Genomic DNA, 23012 nt, shown 5'->3' with positions numbered 1-23012 from the left:
GTCGCGGATTAGGCGATCTGGCCCAGTACCGCATGTCGGCGGCGGTATCGACCTTGGCCCTGGCGCCCCCCCGCGCTGAGGCCGTCCAGGCACAGCAGGTTGCCTCACCCGGGGTAGAGGTAGCTGTCCTCGATCTCGGTGATCGTCACCTTGGGCGGGGGCAGAAACCCGAGCTGGACCACCTGTTCGGGAACCGCCGTGGCCAGCAGCCAGTCGGCCGCCACGTGTGCCCGGTTGGTGCCCGCGCCGAGGGCGAGCAGGTGATAGGCACGGTGACCGCGGCGGCCGGGACGCCCGAAATCCGGATCCCGAGCGGGTTGGCGACCGCGTCGGCGCCACCGAGGTCGACGACGAACCCGAGGTCACGGTGGCGGTACGGCCGCGCCGTGCCGTAGCCGACCGAGGCGGCGACGTTGCGCCCGGCGGCGGCCCCCTGACGGACGGCGTGCTGCGCGGTCTGCCCGGCGGGTGCCCCGTCCCTGGTCACGTCGTGTACCGCCGCCGCGTCGCCGAGAGTAACTGGCCGCATTCCCAGGACGCGGGAGTATTAGCCGACGGTCCGGTCGATGTCGGCGACGGTGAGCACGAGGTGGACGGCTCGGGCGATACGTACGAATGGCTCCCAGGTCGGTCGGTCGGGTGGGTGGGAGGCGGCCTCGGGCGAGCGGCACGGGGGACTGTGCGACGCGGTTCACACCCCATCGCCGGTACCTGTGGCTCTGCGGGCCCGGTACGCCGTCATCTTCGACCGGGCACCGCAGTCGTCCATCGAGCACCACCGACGTACTCCCGCACGGCTCTCATCGACGAACAGCAGCGCGCAGTCGGGCCGGCCGCACTCGCGTACCCGACCGGCCAGCGGCCCACCGAGCCTCCCAGTCGCGCTTCGTGCCAGACAGGCAGGGAACGCCCCACCGTCAATGCTGGATCCATGCCGGATGCAGGCCCTCACATCCCCGTTGGCGACTGCCCAAGGCCGAGTCCGCGACCTCGATTACTCATGATCTGCTTGATTACTCACTAATGAGTGAGTAAGGTCGGTTTCGTGCTCGATACAGCCGCAGCTGCTCGCCTACTGGCGGATCCGACCCGGGTCCGACTCCTCGACGCCCTGACTGCCGGACCGTTGCGGACCTCCGAGCTCGCCGCAGCGGCGTCGATGTCGGCAGCGGCGGTGAGCCGGCATCTTCAGCTCCTACGCGACGGGGACGTTGTCGAGCGCCTGGATGTGGCCGATGACGGCCGCGGGCGCGCCTACCGCCTCCGGCCGGCCGCGCTGGAGCATTTGGCCGACTGGATTCGCTCCACGACATGGAGCGCGGAGCTGACGGCCGCGGTGTCGCACCCCCGCACCCGTGAGCTCGTCGGTCGAATCGGAGGGTTCCTCGACGCACTCACCGACAGCGACGTGTCGTTCTTCGAACGGCACCTCAGCGAGGAGGCCGTCCTGATCTTCCCGGGCCTCGCCGAGCCGATCGACAAGCGCGGGTGCATCCAGTCCGTGAGCAGCCACCCCCCTTACCAGCGACACCAGCTCCTGGCCGAACCGACCGTGCAGCTCCTAGGGACCGCCACCACGGTGATCACGCTCCACGCCGAGGTCGGGACCGCGGTCGACGATCACCCTCGTCACACCTTCATCACCGCGGTGATGGAAGAACGCGACCCCTGGCAACTCGCCCACCTCCAATGGACACCAGCAGCTCCTCCCGACCAGAAAGGCATTACCGATGACTGACCTGTTCGATCTCACTACCACCTACGTCGTCGTCGCCGGAGACACGGCGACGAGGTTCGAAGGCGGTGAAGCGTTCTGGCGGCGCATGGCGTCCAACGATGCCGCGCTCTCTCCGGCGGACGGCGGATGGCTTGTCTCGTCCTACGTGCTTACTGAGTCGTGGCAGAACTGGGAGATGCATCCCAAGGGTGACGAGGTCGTCCACTGTCGGACCGGCGCGTGCTCCTTTGTCCTCGAGACGCCGAGCGGAGCTCGGACCCTCGAGCTGACCCCCGGACAGACGGTTGTCGTGCCACGCGGAACCTGGCATACAGCAAAGGTCGACGATCAAGCCGAGCTCCTCCACATCACCTACGGCTCGGGCACCACGTTCAAGCCCGTCGCGCCGACGAACTCGGCCCGGTGATCCCGCGCACCTTTCCGCCAGCACCGGACTGGTCACCCGACGGCCACCGCATCAAGGCACCCCTGGAGTACTCCCGCGGCAGCGAGAAGATCTGGGTCTTCGGCGGCCCGCACATCCGTGACGGCACCGAGGTCATCTGCTGCGCCCCGGCGCACAACAGCGACGGCTGGATCGGGCTGCTGACCCAGCTGGCCCGAGCCAATCCCCGCGGCCCGATCCGGGTCGTCACCGACACCTGGCCACCCACACCAGCTGGAAAGTCCGCGGGTGGCTGGACATGTCTACGGCACGGTCCTGATCGATCTGGACCGCCGTCGGCCGATCGACCTGCTGCCCGACCGGGAAACGGGGCTCGACCCCACCAGGGCCAAGTCCCGGTCCGGACGCGCTCGGCGACCGCGCTGATCGCCGCGACCGGTCGGGCGTCCGGGCCGTGCTGCGGGTCCCGGCCTGGGCGACCAGCCTGATCCCGCCGTGGCCGATCGACCGCGCCTCCGCCGCCGTCAACGGCTGCCGCTGCCGCTCGTCGAGATGCGGGAAGATCACCTTGAACTTGGCCGCCAGAACCGCCCGACGTCCGTGGTCGTATCGCGGGACAACCAGACCACATGACGCAAACGACGAGTTGTTGTCACAATGAGTGCATGGAAGCGTACAAGCACACCCCCGAGGAGCTCGAGCTCATCGAACAAATGCGCGGGCGGACGAGACCTTGCGCAAGCTGTGGGCGGAGGGGCCCTACCCTCCTCACAGCGACGAGTACGCCAAGTACGGCGAATGCCTGTGCGGACACTGCCAGGAAGTAGAAAGCCGGGATCCGGGGTGACGGCACGGACTCACGGCTCCGACGAGCCGCGGAAGCGCGGGAGTCGGCCGCCAGGATCAGCGCCTTGCCCGGCCAGGTCGTAGCCGACGCACGAGACGTCGAACAAGACGGACCAGGGCCAACGGCACCCTCCACGAACACCCTCCTCTGCCGATGAGCGCGCGTCGGGATGATTGATCGACTAAACTTTTGGACGCGTCGCCTCAGTAGGCAGAACTCATTTGCGGCGGTGTTACCAGTTTGGTTGAGCGTAAGCAAGCGGAGCGTCGTCGGCCTTCCCGAGATCGATCTCGGTGACAGCTCGGCAGGGTTGTGAAGCATCAGGAATTTCGTGATCGTCCGCAGGGGCGGGCGTACCGCCTGCAAGCAGGGCATGCGGCGAAGCCTGCGACAGGATCATCGTGGTGCGCGTGCAGCCGTCGAGCCCGACTCGTAACCTGCGGGCATGGCTGTCTCGTCCCTGATGGTGCCTCTGGGCGCGGCGGCGCCGGACTTCGCGCTCGCCGACACCGCTGGCCGGACAGTGCGTCGCGACGACCTTGCCGCCGCGCCGGCGCTGCTCGTCGCATTTCTCTGCAACCACTGCCCCTACGTGCGGCACATCGAGGCCGAGCTGGGCCGAGTGCTCGGCCGCCACCCCAGCCTGGCGGTCGTGGGCGTGTGCAGCAACGACGCCCAGGCATATCCGGACGACCGTCCCGAGCTGCTCGCCGAACAGGCCAGGCGGGCGGGCTGGACCTTCCCGTACCTGGTCGACGGCGACCAGACGGTCGGCCGGGCGTACCAGGCCGCCTGCACGCCTGACTTCTTCTTGTACGACGTCCACCGCAGGCTGGCTTACCGCGGCGCCTTCGACGAATCCACGCCGGGCAACCGTCGACCGGTCCGCGGGGACCTGCTGGAGGCGGCGTTCGTACACGTGCTCGTCGGCGAGCCGGTACCCGAGCCGCACACCCCCAGCATGGGCTGCTCCATCAAATGGAGGTCCTGACCGGTTCGCCGCCTCCGCGTGCGCACCGGGCCGCCCTCACCAGGCTGACGGGATTGAGGGCGGCAGAGACGACCCGACGAGCTGACCCCTTCGCGCGGCACCGGGCACCTCACGGTCGGCAACCACGCTGGCTCTTCCACCCGCTCGGTCAGAAACGACGCAGCCGGGCCACCCGATGCGGCGATGTCTCCGATTCCCGGCCTGTTGCCGGGATGCCGGGGTCCGTCCGCTGTGTGGGGATGAACTACAGGGTCCCGAGTATCCGCAGCGCCTGCTCAGATGCCGAGCCCGGCTCGGCGGCGAACAGGTCCAGCCCGCAGCACGACGGCTCGTCGGGCAGCGCGACGAGCTCGCCGTGCAGCGTCAGTTCGCCCACGACCGGGTGGTGCAGCTCGTACACCCGGTACCGGACCTGCGCGACCGGGTGCTCTGCCCACATCCGCGTGAAGTCCGCGCTCAGGTCCCGCATGTGGTCGACGTGCGCCGCGAGTCCGGAGTCCCCGCGGTACCGCCCGAACAGAACGCGCAGATGCGCCACGTGCTCGCGTGCCGCCCGCTCCCAACCGGTGCGGTGCAGCTCGCGCAGGTGGGGCTCGTCGAACAGCAGGTGCGAGAGCGTGCGGCGGTTCTCCGGCAGCGCGGCGAAGTCGCCGAACACCGCCACGGCGAGCCGATTCCAGCCGACAAGCTGGGTGTGCCGACCGACCACCAGCGCTGGAGTCATCACGAACGACTCCAGCAGGTTGCGCAAGCCCGGAGGTACGTCCGACGAGGCCGCGACCCCCGCACACGGCAGGGGACGCCGTGCGATTCGGTGCAGGTAAGCCAACTCGTCCGCGTCCAGGCGCAGCGCCGTGCCGACGGCGTTCAAGACCTCGTCCGAGACGCTGTCGCCCTTGCCCTGTTCCAGACGCGTGTAGTGAGCGATGCTCACGCCCGCCAGCCCGGCCAGCTCCTCACGCCGCAGGCCCGCGACCCGGCGCACTCCGCCGTAGTCCCACAGCCCGACGTCCTCCGGGCGCAGGCGGGCACGGCGTGACTTGAGGAACTCGCTCAGCTCGGCCCGGTCGTCCACGCGTCAACCCTACGGCTGAGCGTGCAGCGGGTGATCACGTCGTGAGTACGCAGAACACGGGCCTGGTCGGGCGGTCGCGGCGGTTCCACGCTGTCTGGCGAGCCACCCGCACGCGACCGGCGCGGCCTTGCCGCGCTCGTTCACCGCCCGCCGGCTCTTGTTGCGGCATTCACACGAACGAACGGAGAGAAGCCGTGCCCCAAACGCTCGGACTCATCGGCAGCGGAATGATCGGTTCTTCCGTTGCCCGCTTGGCCGCCGCGGCAGGCCTCGAGGTCGTCCTCAGTAATTCGCGAGGCCCTGAGACACTCGCTGGTCTTGTCGCTGACCTGGGCGGGCGTGCCCGAGCGGCCACACCGGCAGAAGCAGCACGCGCCGCAGACCTGGTGGTGGCGGCAATCCCGCTGAATGCCTACGAACAGCTCCCCGCCGATGCTCTGGCCGGCAAGACGGTGCTGGACACGGCGAACTACTACCCCGAACGGGACGGCCACCTCGCCGAACTGGATGCGGGCGAACTGACCTCCAGCGCTCTGGTACAGCGCCACCTCACGGGCTCCCAGGTGATCAAAGCGTTCAACAACATCACCCCGCACCAGCTGTTCTCTCTCGCCCGGCCCGCGGGTGCGCCGGACCGCAGCGCCCTTCCCGTCGCCGGCGACGACGCAGAGGCCAAGGCAGAGGCCACCCGGCTGTTGGACGTCCTCGGTTATGACGCGGTGGACATCGGCATACTTGCCGCCAGCTGGCGCAGTGAACCGAACACACCGGTATACGTCCAGCCCTATCTCGGCGAAACACCAGCCATGAACGTCGAGGCCTTCCTTCGCTGGACTCTCCGGACACCCGGCGTCGTCGTTCCCGCAGCGCGAGTCCGCAAGCTCGTCGAGACCGCGGTTCGCCGGCCGGCAGGCGAGGCCAGGCTCCCGAGCGACGACTGACCCGAAAAATAAGGTGAGGTGACAGCGTTCTGGGTCAGGCGGCCGCCGGGATCGGATCGAAGCGGACGGTGTAGCCGAGGGGGCAGCGCCAGCAGACGACCGAAACCACCACCCCAGCAAGCCAGAAACGATCACCAGCAGACTGTCACACCCAGATGTGAACATCGACGCTGCTCAGATGTGAAGATCGTGGTGGAGACGAGGGGACTCGAACCCCTAACCCCTGCCTTGCAAAGGCAGTGCTCTGCCAGTTGAGCTACGCCCCCGTACCGTGCGGCCGGCGGGAGCCGCCGGTCCGGCGGCTGCGCAGCGGCGCGCGGCTCCAAGCGTACGACATGCAGGCGCGAGGTGAGGAGCCTCGAAGTACCTACGGCATCGGGGCTCGTGCTCGCGATCGCTGATCAGCAGCGGCCCATCTGATCCAGCCACGACGCGAGCAGCGGCGGCAGCTGGTCGTAGCAGGCGGGACGGGTCGACGGGGCGGCGGGCGGCGTCGGGGCCTGTGCCGGTGACGGAGTAGAGGTGGGCCGTGGTGCTGGGACGGCCGTGACGGGCCGGCGGGGCGGGGCCGGGAGGGTCGTCGAGCTCGCGGACGCCTGGGCGCCGAGCGGCGGGGTCGCCGAGGGCAGGCCTGGGAACACGGGCGACGTCGGGGTGCTCGACGAGGTCGCGGGCACGCGGTCGGTGCCATCCGCCGCGGGGAATCCCGCGTTTGGGGACGGCGCTCGGCTGCTACCGGGACCGACAGTGAGTAGTGCGACGCCGCCTACGATCATGACAACGGCCGCGGCGGCGAGGGCAATCGTCGTTCGGCCGATCGGGCTGTGGACGAAGGTGCCCGTGCGCAGCATGTTCACCCGCTCCCGGAGGCCGCGGTCGCGAGGTTCGTCGGCGGGCTCGATAGGAATCAGGAGCCGAGCGGTCCCGTAAGGGATCTCGTCCTCATCGAGGGGCAGGGAGCCGTTGGCGGCCCCGTCCGGCCATTTCCGTTGGTCGATCTCCACCGAGTCGTCGACTGGCGAAGGGCCGTGGACCGTTGGTCCTCCGCCGGCCGCGTCGGCCGCGGTGCCAGCGGTGTTGGGCTGGTCAGCGGTGATGTTCCCGGCCTGAGCGATCTCCGCCGCCGGGGCGGCGTTCCCGACCTGCGCGGTGTCCTCGACCTGCGCGGTGTCCCCGGCCTGGGCGGAGGCGTCGGGATCGGGTTCCGTGCTCGTCGGCGCCGCGTCGCTTGCGTCAAGGGATCCGGGGGTGGCGTTGTCCGCATGGGTCTCGGACGAGGCGCCGGAATCGGCTGGAGCGTCCTGGCTGGCGGAGGCGTCCTCGACCTCGTCGAGGTCGGCCGCGGTGAGGCCGCCGCCGGTCTCGCTCGCACCGCCGTCGTCGCCTGGCCGGGTCGCACCGGCCGCCTCTGACTCGTCGACGGTCGGTCGCTCGGGTGGCGAGAGGGTTTCAAGGCCGCCGCTGTCAGGCTTGGACTCGGTCAGAGAGCCCTCGGTTGGGCTGGGCGTCGAGGCCTCGGAGGCGGGCGGGTCCGCGGGGGCGAGAGGGACGAGGGGGACGCTCCCTTTCAGCGTGGCTTCTGGGTCGGCGGCGTCGTCCTCGGGCGAGTGCGGGTCTGCCCCGGGGGCGAGGTCGTTCGAAGCGGGGAGGGATGCCCCGAATGGGTGCTGAGCGGGCGGGCGAACGAGCGTCCGTCGGGACCGGAGAAAGGCCGCGACGCCCGCGGCGCGGCGCCGCGCCGCGAAGGTGACCCGGGTTTCGTTGTCCGTTCCGAGTCGCTCCGCCGCTTGTAGTGGGATGATCTGTTGATGTTCACGGTGGCCGTTGTCTGCGCCGCCATGGGTGTCGGCGGTGTTCGCGGACGGCCTCGACGTGGGCTGCGCCGGGCCGATTGTGATGTGGGACACGGGACTGGCCGGCGAGACGGCGCCAGCCTGGGCCACCTCGTCCTGGGGCACGGCCTCATCCTGGGACGAGGCGCGGGTCGGTCCGGGGCGGAGTGTCACGGCGTCGTGAGCCGAATCCGATCCCACGTCTCCCGCGTCGCCGTTGTTCCAGCTCCCCGCGGCCGCTTCGCTCATCGTGACGTGCCCCTGTCGCCTACTTCTCGCGCGGGTCCGCGCGCCGTACGGCGGCGGAGCGCGGTGCCTGGGCGCTGACTACCGGTTCTCACGGTTCCACATGGCGGTAGATGACCGCCGACCAGCCGGGCGAATCGGCGTCCACCAACAACGGACTATCAAGGTCCCTTCAGTGGAGCGGCGGTGCGCGGGCATGGTGCGCGGCATCCCTGTCTGCTGGTGCTGGTGCGGCCGGCGACTACTGTCTGTTGCCGGAGGCGGAAACGGGCAGACGGGGCAGCGTCGGGTCGAGGTAGCGCAGCCGCTCGCGCACGTTCACCGCCAGGTCGCGGAACTCCTGGTAACACTTGCGGACCTGGGTCTGCGCCGCGGCGAGGGCGCCGTCGCCGGCCCGCAGTTCGAACATCGGCTTGCGGGCGTCCTGCGCCAGCGGCATCAGCGCCTGGTAGTGCGGCAGGTTCGCGATCTCGAACGACTTGTCGAACGGGTCGGCGCGCTGAGCGCCGAGCACCGATGTCGCGAACACCTCGGGGATCCTGTCGAGCCAGCGGTCGTACGCCCGCACCGGCCGGTCCCTGCCCGAGGCCGGCTGCATGATGACGTACCCGATCGGCATCATCAGGGCGCGCGGCGCGGCGATGCGGTCGGGCACCTTCGGCAGCACCATGCCCTGCCAGGTGGAACGCCAGTCCCGCAGCGTTGGGCCGAGGTTGCGCAGGCCGCGCAGCGAGAACAGGTCGGCACCCAGCGGCATGAGCACAGTGTCCGCGGACAGCAGCGCGGCCCGGTTGATCGCGCCCAGGTTGGGTCCGACGTCGATGAGCACGATCTCGGCGCGGACCGCGCGCCCGCCATGGTCGACGACCCGATGCAGCGCGGTGGTCGTGCGCAGCGCGGCGACGTCCTTGCCGAGGAAGCTGTTCGGCCACGCCGCCGACAACTTGTCCTCGAAGACAGAAAGGTCGACGTCGCCGGGCAGCAGCCAGACGTTGTCGTCGACGGATACGGGGTCGAACAGCGCGACGTCCCCGACGCCCTCCATGATCGGCGCGATCGCCGTGGCGATGGTCCCCGTGCCGGCAGCGATCCGCGGGCGTCGCCCGCCGCCGAGGATGTCGAGGTGCCGCGGAGCCGAAGACCCCGTCGAGCCCAGCCTGGCGTTCGCCGGCGACACGGCGGCGGCCTGTTCCTGCCACAACGTCGCGAGTTCGTCCTCGTCGAGGAACTGCGCGGTCAGGTTCGCCTGGGGATCGAGGTCAACGGCGAGCACACGGTGCCCCTGGCGCGCCAGCATGTGCGCGAGATGGAAGGTCAGCGTCGTCTTGCCAACGCCACCCTTGTTGTTGAACAGCGCCATTGTGATCAACGCCGGCCCCCTCGAGCCGCCCACCCGGCCCGTGTCAGCCCGAAGCCGCCACATGTCCGCCGGCGGCGCGGGGCTTCGCCGTTCTCGCGCCACCTTCGCCCGGGACCGGCGGAGCCGCGCAGCTGAACATCCGTGCGCATGCGGGGGCCCCGACGGCCAGAAAAGCCGGTCAAACCGGCATGTTGCGCGCGCACCCGACCATTGTCTCCCTACCACCCCGACCCGGCGCATTGCCAGGGTCATCGGCTGCCCGTATCGGGCCCTGGTTCGGCACGGTGACCATGCAGGGGATCCGTGGTGACCACGGTGACCACGGTCGGGCTCTGCTGGGCCTGGGCCCCGCCCTTCCTCCCCGTCCGGCCCGGCCGAAGGAGGCCCGGCCGACAGAAGGACCGACAGAAGGAAAGGAACGGACCGGCGTCGGAAGCGGTGGGGATGCCGACACGACACGGTGCGGTGCCCATGCGTGGGCACCGTCCCTGGGTGGACGTCGTGGCGCGAGTACGCGAGTAAAGGAGGCGCTCCCGGGACGCTCAGCTCGAGGGGGCGAGAGGTGGCCAGTCCGTCGGGGTGGCCGCCGTGGGCAGCCGGCCGAGAAGCCAGCGCAACGTCTCCGGGGTCGAGGCCCGCACGGTGACCATCCGCGGGCCGCGGCCGAACGCGCGTGACGGCCGGTCGCCCGGTGCCAGCAGCACGGTGACCTCGGGTGGCAACCGTTCCGACAGACGGGCCGCGCTCCACGCCCACTCGGCGTCGACGTAGGCGGCCGGCAGGTCGGCCCAGCCAGGGCCGCCCTTGTCGATGAGCCCGAGGTCGACGAGGTGTACCTCGACCTCACGCCAGCGCGCGAAGACCAGGTCGGTCAGGCTCGTCGGTGCCCTTCCGTGGTGCACGATCCCGGTCCGCCAGACGTCGACGTGCGTGCGGTCCCAGGCGCGCTCGAGCGCCGCGATGGCCCGCGCCAGGTCATCACGGATCACCGCCGCCGGCCGGCCGGCGGCCACGTCCAGGTCCACGTCCGGGTCGAGATCCAGGCCGAGGCCGGCCGCGGCGGCCTCGAACAACCTGGTGTGGGTGTCCGCGCCCTGGGCCAGGTGGCTCAGCACATGCCCCACGGTCCAGCCGGAAAGCAGCGACGGGCGGGCGATGACCTGGTCCTCGGCGGCCGAGGCGAGGGCGAGCAGCCGCCGATGACCGGTGGACGCCCCCGCGAGCAGGTCGTGGGGGATGGGCGACGGGACATAGCCGGAGCCGACGGGCGTGGCGTGCGTTTCCCGCGCGGACGGCGGGATGCCTGGCTCCCGGGTGCCGGGCCGAGTCTCGGTGGCCACCAGCCCACGATGGGCCACCGCGCGCCGTCCGTCCAACCGGCGGTCGTCGCCGGGCTTGGGCGCTCGCCAGACCCCCAGAGCCACACCGGCGAGGTCACGCGTCCACGGACGGACGCTGCCCATCCACAGGGACACCGTCCACCTCGTTCCAACGTGCCCTTGCCAACGCTGACCATCAGAGGGGCAGTGTTGGCAAGGACTCGTTCCTGGCCGCGAGACGGGGATCGTCACCCGAGAACGGCGACCCCCGGTGGAAACCGCCGCGCGATGGCCTGCCGGCGGCAGTCGCGGGCCGGCCATCGCTCGCCGCGGCCATGGCTCGTGTCACGCCCGCGGCCGTCTCCTCACGATGCCCACCGGTGGTCGGTGCCGCCGGCAGGGTGGCGCACTGTTGACCGTGCGGACCATCTCCGAAGGCGCTGACCACCGGTGGGCATCGGGGAGCACCCTCACAACGCGTGGGCCTGGCCTCACCGACGCCCGCGGGAGCTTCGCTGGACACGCTCCGCCCGTACGCTGACCACCAAAGGGGCAGTGCCACGTCAGGACTACGCCGGCTGGTATCCGTTCGTGTACAGACACTTTCCCTACGCGAGCAGTGCCACGAAGGTGTCCCGAGGCCGTGCCTCGTGCCCCCCGGCCCGGTCCACGCAGGTGGCGGGTCCGCGACGCCTCCGGCAGGGCCGTCGCGTGACGAACGAACGAGAGTGGAATCCCTGGTCCGAGGCGCCGGTGGGCTCTGATTCGGCCGGGAAATCGAACCTTTACGTCGGATCCCTTGTCGAGGCCTCGTTCCGCTGTCAGTCTGGCTCGGCGCCAGTGCGCAACTTCTACAGGTTGCCGCAGATCTGTCACAGAAAGTGAGAAAGGCGGGTGCGAGCTTGGCGGTGACCGCGGACGAGGGGCCGGCGTCCGCCGCGGACGCGGTGGGCGATGCGAGGTCGGTGTCCGCCCAGGTGTCCACGACGGTGCCCACCGGTGGAACGGGTGATGCACCGCCCGCGATCGAGCTGGTCGGCGTCGCGAAGGAGTACATGTCGCGCCGCGGCGCGGTGACCGCCGTCGAGACCATCGACCTGCGGATCGCCGAGGGCGAGTTCTTCTCCCTGCTCGGCCCGTCCGGCTGTGGCAAGACGACCACGCTGCGCATGATCGGCGGCTTCGAGGAGCCCAGCCGCGGCCAGATCCTGCTGCACGGCCAGGACGTGACGTCCGTCCCGCCGAACAAGCGCGACGTCAACCTGGTCTTTCAGAGCTACGCGCTCTTCCCGCACCTCGACGTCGCCGGCAACGTCGCGTTCGGCCTCAAGCGCAAGGGCGTCGCCCGCGGCCAGGTGCGCCGGCGGGTCGGCGAGATCCTCGACCTGGTCGAGCTCGGCGCACTCGCCGACCGCCGGCCCCGGGAGCTGTCGGGCGGCCAGCAGCAGCGGGTCGCGCTCGCCCGTGCGCTGGTCAACCGGCCGCGGGCGCTGCTACTCGACGAGCCGCTGGGCGCGCTCGACCTCAAGCTGCGCCAGACCATGCAGATCGAGCTGAAGCGGATCCAGCGCGAGGTCGGGATCACGTTCGTCTACGTGACGCACGACCAGAGCGAGGCGCTGACCATGTCGGACCGCATCGCCGTCATGAACAAGGGCCAGATCGAGCAGCTCGCCTCGCCGCGCGAGCTCTACGAGCGGCCGCGCACCCGGTTCGTCGCCGGCTTTATCGGCACGTCCAACGTGCTGCGCAGATCCGTGCGCACGGTGACCACCGACGGGACCGGTCCGATCGCGATCCTGGACGCCGGCGCGGACGAACGGGTGATCGTGCCGGTGCACTCGGGGCTGGGCGGGGTGGTCACCGGCTCGGTTGTCGAGCTGACCGTGCGGCCAGAGAAGATCAATATGACCGCCGCCCGGCCCGAGGGTGACGTCTGCGTGTTGCGCGGCCGGGTCACCGAGGTCGTCTACCTGGGCACCAACACCACGTACACGGTGTTCACCGCCGGCGGCGACGAGATCACGGTCTTCTGGCAGAACAGCGCGGACGCGAACGACCTCGCGGGTCGCGGCGACGAGGTGTGGCTGTCCTGGCGAGAGGACCACTCCTACGCGCTCGCGCCCAGTGGCGCCGATCCCGCCGCGGCCGAGGCACCGACTGAGCCGGTGGCCACCGCCGGCTGAACCGCCTGGGCCGCCCAAGCACAGCGAACAACGCTAGTACCACTGCATCTCGCGGAGGACCCCCACTGTGACGACTCACGGCAGCTCGGACCATCCCGGCGCGCACCAGGCGCCCGCCCCCGCCGTCAATCCGGCGCTCCTGCGCGGGCTGACCCAGCCCAGGCTGGGCCGTCGCGACGTCTTCCGGCTGGGCGGCCTCGCCGGCGCGGCCGCGCTGCTGGCCGCCTGCGGGGTCAAGGGCGAGAAGAAGGACGACTCGGCCAGCGTCGTGCCCAGCGACTTCTGGGCGGGCAAGACCAAGACCAACACGCTCGACTTCTCGAACTGGCCGCTCTACATCGACGTGTCGGAGGACGGGAAGTCCAACCCGTCGCTGGACAAGTTCAAGGCCGACACGGGAATCAAGGTCAACTACCGCGAGGACATCCAGGACAACGAGTCGTACTTCGGCAAGGTCCGGCCGAGCCTGGCCGCCGGGAAGTCGATCGGCGCCGACCTGATCGTCATCACCAACGGCATCTTCCTGGACAAGTTCATCCAGCTCGGCTACCTCGCGCCGCTCGACCAGACGAAGCTGCCCACGTTCGCGGCGAACGCGGACGCCAGCGTGAAGAACCCGTCGTACGACCCGGGCAACAAGTACACGGTCGCCTGGCAGTCCGGGCTCACCGGCATCGCGTACGACCCGGCCAAGACCGGCCGGGAGATCACCAGCTACGAGGACCTGTTCGACCCGAAGTTCGCCGGCCACGTCGGCATGTTCGGCGACAACCTCGACCTGCCGAACCTGGCGCTCGTCGGCATGGGGGTGAACCCGGAGAAGTCCACCCCGGACGACTGGAAGAAGGCCGCCGAGAAGCTGAACAAGCAGCGCACCGACGGCATCGTCCGCAAGTACTACACGCAGGACTACATCGACGCGCTGGCGTCCGGTGACCTGTGGATCTCCATGGCGTGGTCCGGTGACGTGTACCAGCAGGTCGCGAGCGGCAAGAACCTGCGGTTCATCGTTCCGAAGGAGGGCGGGATCCTCTGGACCGACAACATGTGCATCCCGATCACCGCCCAGCACCCGGTCGACGCGATCACCTACATGGACTACGTGTACAAGCCGGAGATCGCCGCGATGCTGGCTGAGTACATCAACTACATCACCCCGGTGCCGACCGCCAAGCAGGACGTGTCCCCGGCGCTCGCCGACTCGCCGCTGATCTTCCCGAGCGAGTCGGACCTCGCGAAGACCCACCGTTTCCGCGTCCTCACCACCGACGAGGAAACCGAGTGGAACAAGATCTTCCAGCCGGTCTACCAGTCGTGAGCGCCGAGCCCGCGGCCACAGTCGCCCCTGCCCCAGGGGCGACTGGTCCCCGGCGCGGGCGACGGGGCGCGCGGTGGCGCTCGCCCTTCACCCCGTACCTGCTGGCGCTGCCGGGCGGGCTGTGGCTCGCCATCTTCTTCGTCGTCCCGATGCTGGTGATGCTCTCGGTCTCGCTGCAAACCGGGAACGTCGTGGACGGCTTCGTGCAGACCTTCCATTTCGCGGTCTACCCCGACGCGATCAGGCAGTACTCCGACCAGTTCATCCGGTCCTTCGCCTACGGCGGGATCTGCACCGTCCTGTGCGTCGTGCTCGCCTACCCGATGGCGTACTGGATCGCATTCCACGGCGGGCGGCGCCGCTCGACCTACCTGTTCCTGGTGCTGCTGCCGTTCTTCGTCTCGTTCGTGATCCGGACCGTCTCGTGGAAGTTCCTGCTGGCCGACGACGGCGTGCTGCTGGGCAACCTGAAGGACATCGGCCTGCTGCCGGACGACTTCCGGGTGCTCGCCACCTCGACGGCGGTCATCGGGGGCCTGACCTACAACTCGTTCCCTTTCATGCTGCTGCCGATCTATGTCGCGCTCGAGCGGATGGACCCGAAGCTGCTCGAGGCCGCCGACGACCTCTACGCCGGCAGGGCGGCGGTGTTCGGCCGGGTGGTGCTGCCGCTGTCGATGCCGGGCGTGTTCGCCGGCGTGCTGCTCACCTTCGTGCCCGCGACCTCGGACTATGTCAACGCCTCGATCCTCGGCGGCACCAGTGACACGATGATCGGCAACATCATCCAGACGACGTTCCTGACGAACGCGGACTATCCGCTGGCCTCCGCGATCTCGTTCATCCTGATGGTGATCCTGCTCGTCGGGATCTTCATCTACGCGCGTGTGCTGGGCACCCGCGACGTCTTCGAGATGGGCACCCGATGAGCGCGGCTCCGACTCCGGTTCCGTCCTCGACATCGCGTCCGGCCTCGGCCTCGGCGGCGTCCGGGGCCATGCCCAAGGGCAAGGCCAGGCGCCCGCGCGGCCGGCTCGGCGAGCACCTGCTGCGGGTCTATACCTGGCTGATCCTGCTGTGGCTGGTCGCGCCGATCATCTCGATGATCGTCTTCAGTTTCAACGACACGCACAGCAAGCAGAACAACAACTGGCAGGGGTTCACCCTCACCTGGTGGAAACGCATCGGGGCCATTCCCGACCTGACCACCGCGCTCGAGAACTCGCTCACGATCGCGCTGCTGTCGACCCTCATCGCGACCGTGCTCGGGACGATGATCGGCATGGCGATCGGCAAGCACGCGTTCCGCGGCAAGGGCGCCGTGAACCTGTTGCTGTTCGCGAACATCGCCGCGCCCGAGGTGGTACTCGGCGCGTCGCTGCTGTCGCTGTTCATCACGCTTGGTATCCCGCGCGGCTACCTGACGATCCTCATCGCGCACGCGATGTTCAACATCGCCTATGTCGCGGTGGTGGTCAGTACACGGCTGGCCAGCTACGACCTGAGCCTCGAGGAAGCGGCGCGTGACCTGGGTGCCGGCCCGTTCGCGACGTTCCGGCTGGTCACCCTGCCCATCATCTTCCCGGGCGTGATGTCGGGCGCGCTGCTCGCCTTCTCGCTGTCGATCGACGAGTACATCATGACGCAGTTCAACGCAGGCGGAACGCTCACCTTCCCGCTGTGGGTCTTCGGGGCGACACGGGTCGGCGTCCCGCCGCAGGTGAACGTCATGGCCACGATCATCTTCATGGGTGGCGTGCTGCTCGCCGTACTCGGCGCGACCATTGGCCGAGGCCGGCGCACCCGGCGGCCGGCCGACGACACCGCCGGCGCCCCGGCCTGACCCCGCGCGGTGGGTGTGACATTGGGCTGGCGAGCAAGGCACGTAACGCCACCACAGATCGTGACAACGCATCAGCGCAGTGCCAACCCAGCCACCTCGTCGAGCGGGATCAGCCGGGCCACCGTCATATGCGTCAGCCCGGAACCACGCGGGGAGGGCGTCCAGCGCCCGCGGACCTCCCAGATCGACTCCGCAGGCTCCGTCGATCCGGCAGGGACCCCGGGCGGCGCCCGGCCGGGGTCCCTGCCGGATCGCGAAGCGATCTGGGAGGTCTGGGGCGCGGAGCGTCCGGGCGCGGGACCGCCCTAGTCCTGGCTGGTGCTGGCGGAGGTCGCCTCCCGCCACAGATCGATCTGCTCGCCCTTGTCCCGGCGCCAGCGGGTGGCCAGCGCGGCGGCACTGGCCACCGCGGCGATCAACGCAAGCTTGCGCATCATCGGACGCTCTCCTTGTCCTGGTTGCTGGGCTCCCGGCCCCGCCTCGTCACGGTATCTCGGGCGCCCTGCGCCCGCGATCGGGCGCAGGGCGCCCTCTTACGTGATTCCAGGTCGGGGCATACGACGAGCCTGGCCTGGTCCCGAGTCGACGAGGTGGCTGGGTTCGTGGGTTGAGCGGGCAGGATCGTGCCTGGGTGGACCGAGCGCCCCGGAGGGGCGCTCGGCGTTGCCCTGGGCCGCTCAGCGCTGGTAGGTCGCCCGCAGGACGCCCCGGGCAAGCGTGTGGAACGCCAGGTTGAATCCGACGACCGCGGGCGAGACCGCGTCGTTGATCTCCAGCTTCGGGACGTCGACCGCGTGCACGACGAACACGTACCGGTGCGGGCGGTCGCCCGCCGGGGGTGCCGCGCCGCCGTAGCTCTTCGTCCCCCAGTCGCACGCCACGTGATAGGCGCCCGCCGGCAGGCCGGAGAGGTCGCCCGAGGCGGCCCCGGTCGCCAGCTCGGTGACCGACGCCGGGATGTCGACGAGGGTCCAGTGCCAGAAGCCGGATCCCGTCGGCGCGTCCGGGTCATAGCAGCTGATGACGAAGCTGGCCGTTTCGGCCGGGAATCCGGACCAGGACAACTGCGGAGAGACGTCCTCCCCACCGGCGCTGCCGTGCACCTGGGCCAGGGACAGCGGCTCGCCGTCGGTCAGGTCGGTGCTCGTCACGGCAAAGCTGGGAGCAGGCGGCAGCAGGTCGAGAGGGTCTGGCGCCAGTGCGCGGTCGGCCAGCGACATACGGCGTTCCTCCAGATGAGCAAGGGTGGGCAGCGCAGCCCGGCATGCGTCGGCTCTACGCTTTGGCGGAACGAAAACCCGCAGTCCGAGCGCATGAGTGGGGCCTGGTCGTGAAGCTTGTCACCGCAATCCTCCGCCCGCACCGGGTAGCCGACGTGCGCGCCGCGCTGACCACGTTCGGTATCCATGGCATGACGACTAGCCAGGTAACCGGTTACGGCATGGAAGTTTGGCGTACCAGTTCGTATAGGGGGCAGAGGTTCCATGACGAAACCGTCAGTAACGTCCGGTTGGAGATCGTCACCGAGGATGCTGACGCGGAGGACGTAGTCAACGTCATCCTGCGCTCGGCCTCGAGCACCGCGAGCGGCGCGGGCAAGATCTGGGTCACTACGGTCGACGGGCTGGCCCGCGTGCGTACCGGCGAGCGAGGCCCCGATGCGCTCTGATCTTCGGGAGCCCAGTTCCAGACCTCAGTTCCAGAAGATGAGTATTCAGATGTCGTCTGTTGTGTCGTGCCGGCCTGAGGTGGCGTAAGCTAGCGTTCGTCTCGGTCGTCCTGCTCGTCGAATCCCCCCGTATCGACGAGTAGGCGATCGAGATTTTTCGTGTGTGGCCGGGACCCGTCAGCGACGGTGGCGGCCGCCGCCGTCGGGGCGGCGAGGGGTGGGGCGCGGGACCGGCGGCTGGACGGACAGGCCGGGGCGCGGACGGACGAGGACCTGGGTCGTCTCGTGGCTGACTGGAAGTACCTCGTCGTCCAGCGTGTCGTCCATCGCGGGGACGGTGTCGTGAGAGCGGCGCCTGGCCGCGCGGCGGGCGCGCAGGAGCTCGTAGCCGATCGGGACCACCGAGATCAGCACGATGAGGACGAGAATCGCCTCGATGTTGTTCCGGATGACGCCGATCTGGCCGAGGAAGTATCCGAGGGCCGTCACACCGCAGCCCCAGATCACGGCGCCGATCAGGTTGTACATGACGAATGTGCGGTAGCTCATCCGGCTCACGCCGGCGATGATCGGCGTGAAGGTGCGGATCACCGGTACGAAGCGGGCCAGCACGATCGACCGGGCGCCGTGCTGCTCGAAGAAGGCGTGTGCCTTCTCGATGTGCTCCTGCTTGAACACCCGGGAGTTCGGCCGGCGGAACAGCGCGGGGCCGACCTTGCGCCCGAACAGATAGCCGACCTGGTCGCCGGCCGCGGCCGCCACGCCGATCAACAGGCAGGCGAGCCAGATCGGGGTGGAGATCTCGCCCCGCGCGATCAGCATGCCGAAGGTGAACAGCACCGAGTCGCCGGGCAGGAAGAAGCCGACGAGCAGTCCCGACTCGGCGAAGACGATGATCAGAATGACCGCGATGCCGGCCTTGGCCAGGGTGTCCGCATTCAGGAAGGCGGGGAGGGCAAGCGTGTTCGCCGCGATCGAGGTGGTCACAGTGCGGGCCTCCGGAGCGGACGCGGTCGCGAGGATGGCCAGCCGCCCGCGGGAACGGCATGCCCGCTCGTCGATGGCCCAGTCCGTGGGTCCAGATCAGGGTAACGAGCGTCTCCGCCCGCCGGGCGAGCGGCTGGCAGTACCCGGCTGAGCTGGCCGGAGTCTGTGGTCCGGAGGCCTTGGCCGGAGCGTGTGTCTCATGCCATACCGCGGCCGGGCGGCCGGTGGCCGCGCGACCGGAGCAGGAACCGGATCCGGTGCCGCGTTGGGCGTGGAGCGGCGAAGCGGTCGGCGGTTGACGGTTGGCGACGGTGGTGCCTCCGGCCATAGCGGGCGAAGTTGGTTCACGTGAAACGTTCGCCGACACAGAGGGTGAATAACCTCGACATGTGCGGACGCAGGCATCTCCGGGTGGACCGGGCAGACGGCGGGCACGGCGAGGGCTGGTTGTCGTCGCGGCGGCTCTGGCCGTTGTGTGCGCGACCGCGCCGCTGACCGGTTGTGGCTCCGGCGGGGATGGTGGCGGCGCCGCGCCCGCGACGGCCGAGCCGACCCAGGCGGACACCGAGTTACCCGCGGATGTCAGGCCGGGCGCGCCGGGCGAGCTGATCTCGGCGACGCCGCTGACCGCGTCGGATGGCATGGCGGCCTGGCGGGTCGTCTACCACACGCGGGACCAGAACGGCGCCGACGTGGTGGCCTCCGGGCTGGTCGTCACTCCGTCGGCCGGGCAGGGCGGCCCTGTCCCGGCCGACGGTCGGCCGGTGGTCGCCTTCGGGCATGGCACCACGGGGGTGAATGACGCGTGCGCGCCGTCCAGGTCCAACCCGCCGCTGTCATCCATCGGCGGGGCGCTCGGGCTGGTGACGCAGGGGTACGTGCTCGCCGCCGCCGACTACATCGGGCTCGGCACTCCCGGCGAGCACGCGATCTATGTCGCCCGCCCGGAGGGCCAGGCGCTGCTCGACGTCGCCCGTGCCGCCCGGTCGCTTCCGGCCGCGCATGCCGGTGAAAGTGTGGTCATCTGGGGTTACTCGCAGGGCGGCCAGGCCGCGTTGGCCGCCGGAGCGCTGGCCGCCCGCTACGCGCCGGAACTCTTAATCCGCGGGGTGGTGACGACCGCGCCCCTGGCTGACGTGCCGAACTCGCTGCGCAGCATGCTCGCCGAGCCCAACGGAGTCGCCTACGTGCTGCTGGCGGCGATTGGCGTCTCGGTGATCGATCCCGGCGTGCGGCTTTCTGACGACCTCACCGCGCAGGGACGACGGCTGTTGTCGATCGCCCGGGAGAAGTGCGCGCTGGATCTGCTCATCGCGAGCTCCGGGCAGAGCAGCGCGACGGTGTTCGTCCACGATCCGCTGACCACCGAGCCCTACGCCTCGGTGTTCGCCGCGCAGCGGACCGCGGTCATCGCGCGGATGGCCCCTGTGCTGGTACTGCAGGGCGACATCGACGATGTGATCCATCAGCCCGTCACGGACGGTGTGGTGCGCGACCTGTGCGCCACCGGCACGGAGGTCGCCTACCACCGCTACGCGATCGCGGACCACAGCACGGTCGTCGGCGCGTCCTATCCGGAGATGTACAGCTGGATCGCGGGCCGGTTCGCCACCGACCCGCCGCCGGTCCCCAACATCTGCGCGGGCCTCTAGCGCCCAGGCCGTAACGGGGCGAGCACCTCGGTCCAGCGAGCCAGCTCATCGAACATCAGTTTCGAGGCTGACGACAGCCGCCGCGGTCCTCCGGCGGGCGGCCCGATGCGCCTGCCCACAGTTCTCCTCGTCGGCTCTCCTCATCGGCCGGCGAGCAGCGGGCGCGGTCTCGAGGGCTGCCCGGCCCACGGCCCGGCCCGCGGTGCGGTCCAGCCCTGGCGCGCGGCGAGCGGGCCCTGTCCTCCCGGCCGTGAGACAGCCACGCGGTCGCGGGCGGAGGCGGAGGCGGGGTCGCCGGGCCGACCCGGCGGCGGCTGCGCGACGATAACGCAGCCTTGACGGCGGAGGCTCTCGGCCTACCTGATGCGGGGCCGCGCCACGACGGCGACGTCTCGCGCGGCCGGAGGCGCTCGACCAGCCTGGTGCCGGACGGGCGTCCAGGCGGTCGGCGCGCCGCCACTGGGGCACCAAAGTCGGGCATGACTGGCCGGTATGTGACGCGACTCGCGGCAACTGGGCGACAACTAGGCCGAAGGCGGTTCGGCCTCGCTGGCAGGGACGGAGAATGGCGCGGTGACTCAGGACGGCGTACCACGCGCGGGCAGCGCGGGCACGGATCCGGTTCTTGGCCTCGACCTCGGCGGCACGTCGATCAAGTGGGTGACCCTGGTCGACGGCACGGTGATCGACAAGGGCCAGGTGCCCACGCCGCGGACCGGCGTCGACGACGTGCTGTGCGCGCTCGCCGGCCTCGCCGCCCAGGTCCCGGCGGCGCGGGCGATCGGCATCGCGGTGGCGGGCGCGCTGGACCCGGTCGCCGGCAAGCTGCTCGTCGTCCCGAACATCCCGGGCGACTGGCCCGCCCGGGCGATCGGCCCGGAGCTCGCGAACGCCATCGGGCGGCCGGTCAACCTCGCCAACGACGCGCGGGCGTTCGCCTATGGCCAGCTGCGGCACGGCGCCGCCGCCACCGCGGCCGACGCGATCTTCGTGACGCTCGGGACCGGGATCGGCGGCGCGATCGCCTCCGACGGCCAGCTGCGGCTCGGCTACCAGCGCCGCGGTGGCGAGATCGGGCACATGCCGATCGAGCCCGATGACGGCCGCAAGTGCGGCTGTGGCGCGATCGGCTGCCTGGAGACCATCGCGGGTGGCCGGGCACTGGCCGAGATGGGCGGAGACCTCGTCCGGACCGGCTCCGCGCCGGTGCTCGCCGCGGCCGTCGAGGGCCGGCCCGAGCTGGTCACGCCCGGGCACGTGGTCCAGCTCGCCCCCGTCGATCCGGCCTGCGCACGCCTGGTCGCCCGCGCCGGGCGGGCCCTCGGCATCGCGTTGGCCTGCCTCGCGAACGCGCTGGCGCCCGAGGTCATCGTGTTCGGTGGCGGGGTGTCGGCCGGCCTGTCGGCCTTCCGCCCGCACTTCGACGACATCATGTCCCGCTACACCGTTCTCGTGGAGAACCCGCGGGTCGTCACCGCCATCGACGGCTTCGCCGGCGCCGTCGGCGCCGCCGCCTGGGCGGCCGAGCCCCCCGCCGGCTACCCGTCCCCGACCCTGCCCAGCGTCCGCTGACCTCGGCGGCTGACCTCGGCGTCGCCGCCTACCGCAGACGCACAACTCCTGACGCCAGACAGCAGCACCATGCGCTGCTGCCGCCTCCCAAGGCGCGGAAGGAGGGCCAGGTCCCCGTGGACGCGGGCCCTGGCCCGACGCCTGTCCGGAAACCAAACCTCGCAGCTGCGTCGGTGGCTGCACAGGTTCGGTTGACCTCAAGCGCGGTTGAGGTCCTAGTGTGCCGTGCGTGAACGAGATCGATGACCTCATCAGCCGCTACCAAGATGGCTTCCTACGGCTCGACGCGGGGTTGTTGGGTTCCCTGTGGGCCGACCAGGACATCGTGTACAGCCCGGCCGAGCTGGCGGATCCGATCACCTCCAAGGTCGACCTTGACGCGTACTACGCCCGCGTCGTGCGGTTGTTTCGCGACGTCGAGATCATGGACGTATTCGCTGTCCGTCACCAGCGCTTGAGTGACGATGTTGTCGCCGTCCATTTTGGGTTCCGCTTTCGAGCCCACTTCGTCAGCGGGCCATTGCACGTGGTTGCCGGCCGGGTGTCCGTGGTGTTCCGCCGCGACGCCACCGGATGGCACGGGGTGCACTATCACGAGTCGCTGACGCCCGGAAGCTAGGCCTCAAGCTTTCACGCCATGACCGTCTGGTGGGTGTGTCTGAAATAGGAAAGCGCTCCTGGGCTGGGAGGACGGGCTCGTCGAGAGCCCGATCCGTTCCAGTCGAAGGAGCACCTTCATGGTGCGAAAGTACCGGTGTCTACCCGTCTGACAACCCGCCGGGAAAACGACGATCAACGAGGGAACCTGCAGGCGCAGGTGTAGGTTCCCCCGTTGATCTTCCAATCGGTGGCGTGCTGCCAGGGGTTTCCCAGGCGGGGTGTCATTAGGCGTAGTGCTGACTTACCGGGTTTCGATGGCAGTTCTGCGCGGGGAGTCGCCGGGTGTGTCCCGTCCCGGCGCCCTGGTCTCGTCCCAGTCGAAGCTGGCCAGGTCGACCGGTCGTCCCCTCCGAAGCTGGTCCGATCCGGCCGGAAGGTCGATCAGCTGATG

General features: G+C 70.0%; 20 protein-coding genes, 1 tRNA gene and 2 pseudogenes. 12 read left to right on the top strand and 11 right to left on the bottom strand.

The window, feature by feature from the left end; genetic code table 11:
* Positions 1 to 104: 104 nt before the first annotated feature.
* A pseudogene (locus BCD48_RS47905) lies at positions 105 to 514 on the bottom strand (NAD(P)/FAD-dependent oxidoreductase); the annotation flags it as partial.
* Positions 515 to 691: 177 nt separating this feature from the next.
* On the bottom strand, positions 692 to 952 hold the full coding sequence (locus tag BCD48_RS47900) for a CGNR zinc finger domain-containing protein (RefSeq protein ID WP_083419859.1): 261 nt from the start codon (positions 950 to 952) through the stop codon (positions 692 to 694).
* A gap of 93 nt (positions 953 to 1045) precedes the next feature.
* Between BCD48_RS47900 and BCD48_RS38875 the strand changes: the two genes are divergently transcribed.
* The gene (locus BCD48_RS38875; RefSeq protein ID WP_083419858.1) at positions 1046 to 1738 is read left to right on the top strand and encodes an ArsR/SmtB family transcription factor; all 693 of its coding nucleotides are present in this window, start codon (positions 1046 to 1048) and stop codon (positions 1736 to 1738) included.
* Positions 1731 to 2144 carry a cupin domain-containing protein gene (locus BCD48_RS38870; RefSeq protein WP_071053373.1) on the top strand — a complete coding sequence of 138 codons (414 nt, stop codon included), beginning with the start codon at positions 1731 to 1733 and terminating at the stop codon, positions 2142 to 2144. Before BCD48_RS38875 ends, BCD48_RS38870 begins: the two co-directional genes overlap by 8 nt.
* Before the next feature lie 447 nt (positions 2145 to 2591).
* On the opposite strand, the pseudogene BCD48_RS54500 reads toward BCD48_RS38870, so the two are convergent.
* Positions 2592 to 2747 (bottom strand): annotated as a pseudogene (locus tag BCD48_RS54500) (ISAzo13 family transposase); the annotation flags it as partial.
* Positions 2748 to 3415: 668 nt separating this feature from the next.
* Between BCD48_RS54500 and BCD48_RS38860 the strand changes: the two are divergent.
* On the top strand, positions 3416 to 3961 hold the full coding sequence (locus BCD48_RS38860) for a thioredoxin family protein (protein ID WP_071053371.1): 546 nt from the start codon (positions 3416 to 3418) through the stop codon (positions 3959 to 3961).
* Between the two features lie 244 nt (positions 3962 to 4205).
* Here BCD48_RS38860 and BCD48_RS38855 read toward each other — a convergent pair whose 3' ends face one another.
* Positions 4206 to 5036, bottom strand: coding sequence for a helix-turn-helix domain-containing protein (locus tag BCD48_RS38855; protein WP_071053370.1), 831 nt, complete (start codon positions 5034 to 5036; stop codon positions 4206 to 4208).
* A 41-nt stretch (positions 5037 to 5077) separates the two neighbouring features.
* Here BCD48_RS38855 and BCD48_RS38850 point away from each other — a divergent pair, with 41 nt between their 5' ends.
* Positions 5078 to 5977: an NADPH-dependent F420 reductase gene (locus BCD48_RS38850; protein ID WP_491677202.1), complete on the top strand. Its 900-nt coding sequence runs from the start codon at positions 5078 to 5080 to the stop codon at positions 5975 to 5977.
* Between the two features lie 190 nt (positions 5978 to 6167).
* Here BCD48_RS38850 and BCD48_RS38845 read toward each other — a convergent pair.
* From BCD48_RS38845 to BCD48_RS38830, 4 genes are all read right to left on the bottom strand, one after another.
* Positions 6168 to 6243: transfer RNA gene (locus BCD48_RS38845), tRNA-Ala, on the bottom strand.
* A gap of 135 nt (positions 6244 to 6378) precedes the next feature.
* Positions 6379 to 7935 (bottom strand): hypothetical protein, encoded by a 1557-nt coding sequence (locus BCD48_RS38840; RefSeq protein WP_131804196.1) that lies wholly within the window; start codon positions 7933 to 7935, stop codon positions 6379 to 6381.
* 361 nt (positions 7936 to 8296) lie between these two features.
* A complete protein-coding gene (locus BCD48_RS38835) occupies positions 8297 to 9424 on the bottom strand; it encodes a ParA family protein (protein WP_071053450.1) in 1128 nt (375 codons plus the stop codon).
* A 533-nt stretch (positions 9425 to 9957) separates the two neighbouring features.
* Positions 9958 to 10755: a maleylpyruvate isomerase N-terminal domain-containing protein gene (locus BCD48_RS38830; protein ID WP_241842327.1), complete on the bottom strand. Its 798-nt coding sequence runs from the start codon at positions 10753 to 10755 to the stop codon at positions 9958 to 9960.
* 887 nt (positions 10756 to 11642) lie between these two features.
* Here BCD48_RS38830 and BCD48_RS38825 point away from each other — a divergent pair.
* The 4 genes from BCD48_RS38825 to BCD48_RS38810 all read left to right on the top strand — a co-directional run bounded on the left by BCD48_RS38825 (position 11643) and on the right by BCD48_RS38810 (position 16081).
* Positions 11643 to 12920, top strand: a complete 1278-nt coding sequence (locus BCD48_RS38825; protein WP_083419857.1) for an ABC transporter ATP-binding protein — start codon at positions 11643 to 11645, stop codon at positions 12918 to 12920.
* Positions 12921 to 12987: 67 nt separating this feature from the next.
* Positions 12988 to 14238, top strand: coding sequence for an ABC transporter substrate-binding protein (locus tag BCD48_RS38820; RefSeq protein ID WP_071053367.1), 1251 nt, complete (start codon positions 12988 to 12990; stop codon positions 14236 to 14238).
* Complete coding sequence (locus BCD48_RS38815; RefSeq protein WP_083419856.1) at positions 14235 to 15167, top strand: ABC transporter permease; 933 nt, start codon at positions 14235 to 14237, stop codon at positions 15165 to 15167. Before BCD48_RS38820 ends, BCD48_RS38815 begins: the two co-directional genes overlap by 4 nt.
* A gap of 68 nt (positions 15168 to 15235) precedes the next feature.
* Positions 15236 to 16081: an ABC transporter permease gene (locus tag BCD48_RS38810; RefSeq protein ID WP_071053366.1), complete on the top strand. Its 846-nt coding sequence runs from the start codon at positions 15236 to 15238 to the stop codon at positions 16079 to 16081.
* A 305-nt stretch (positions 16082 to 16386) separates the two neighbouring features.
* Here the strand turns inward: BCD48_RS38810 and BCD48_RS52720 are convergent, their stop codons facing one another.
* Positions 16387 to 16518 (bottom strand): DLW-39 family protein, encoded by a 132-nt coding sequence (locus BCD48_RS52720; protein WP_241842326.1) that lies wholly within the window; start codon positions 16516 to 16518, stop codon positions 16387 to 16389.
* Between the two features lie 240 nt (positions 16519 to 16758).
* Positions 16759 to 17301: a YbhB/YbcL family Raf kinase inhibitor-like protein gene (locus tag BCD48_RS38805; protein ID WP_071053365.1), complete on the bottom strand. Its 543-nt coding sequence runs from the start codon at positions 17299 to 17301 to the stop codon at positions 16759 to 16761.
* A 110-nt stretch (positions 17302 to 17411) separates the two neighbouring features.
* Here BCD48_RS38805 and BCD48_RS38800 point away from each other — a divergent pair, with 110 nt between their 5' ends.
* Complete coding sequence (locus BCD48_RS38800; RefSeq protein WP_071053364.1) at positions 17412 to 17750, top strand: P-II family nitrogen regulator; 339 nt, start codon at positions 17412 to 17414, stop codon at positions 17748 to 17750.
* Positions 17751 to 17927: 177 nt separating this feature from the next.
* On the opposite strand, the gene BCD48_RS38795 is transcribed toward BCD48_RS38800, so the two are convergent.
* A complete protein-coding gene (locus BCD48_RS38795; protein ID WP_083419854.1) occupies positions 17928 to 18737 on the bottom strand; it encodes a DedA family protein in 810 nt (269 codons plus the stop codon).
* A 473-nt stretch (positions 18738 to 19210) separates the two neighbouring features.
* Between BCD48_RS38795 and BCD48_RS38790 the strand changes: the two genes are divergently transcribed.
* The 3 genes from BCD48_RS38790 to BCD48_RS38780 all read left to right on the top strand — a co-directional run bounded on the left by BCD48_RS38790 (position 19211) and on the right by BCD48_RS38780 (position 22580).
* Positions 19211 to 20389, top strand: a complete 1179-nt coding sequence (locus BCD48_RS38790) for a lipase family protein (protein ID WP_071053363.1) — start codon at positions 19211 to 19213, stop codon at positions 20387 to 20389.
* A 573-nt stretch (positions 20390 to 20962) separates the two neighbouring features.
* Complete coding sequence (locus tag BCD48_RS38785; protein WP_071053362.1) at positions 20963 to 21961, top strand: ROK family protein; 999 nt, start codon at positions 20963 to 20965, stop codon at positions 21959 to 21961.
* A gap of 229 nt (positions 21962 to 22190) precedes the next feature.
* Positions 22191 to 22580 (top strand): YybH family protein, encoded by a 390-nt coding sequence (locus BCD48_RS38780; protein ID WP_157910618.1) that lies wholly within the window; start codon positions 22191 to 22193, stop codon positions 22578 to 22580.
* Positions 22581 to 23012: the final 432 nt, after the last annotated feature.

This window comes from Pseudofrankia coriaricola (genome assembly GCF_001854805.1).
Classification (GTDB): Bacteria; Actinomycetota; Actinomycetes; order Frankiales; family Frankiaceae; genus Pseudofrankia.
The sequence above is the reverse complement of the archived record's forward strand: the minus strand, read 5'-3'. Positions and strand labels throughout refer to the sequence as shown.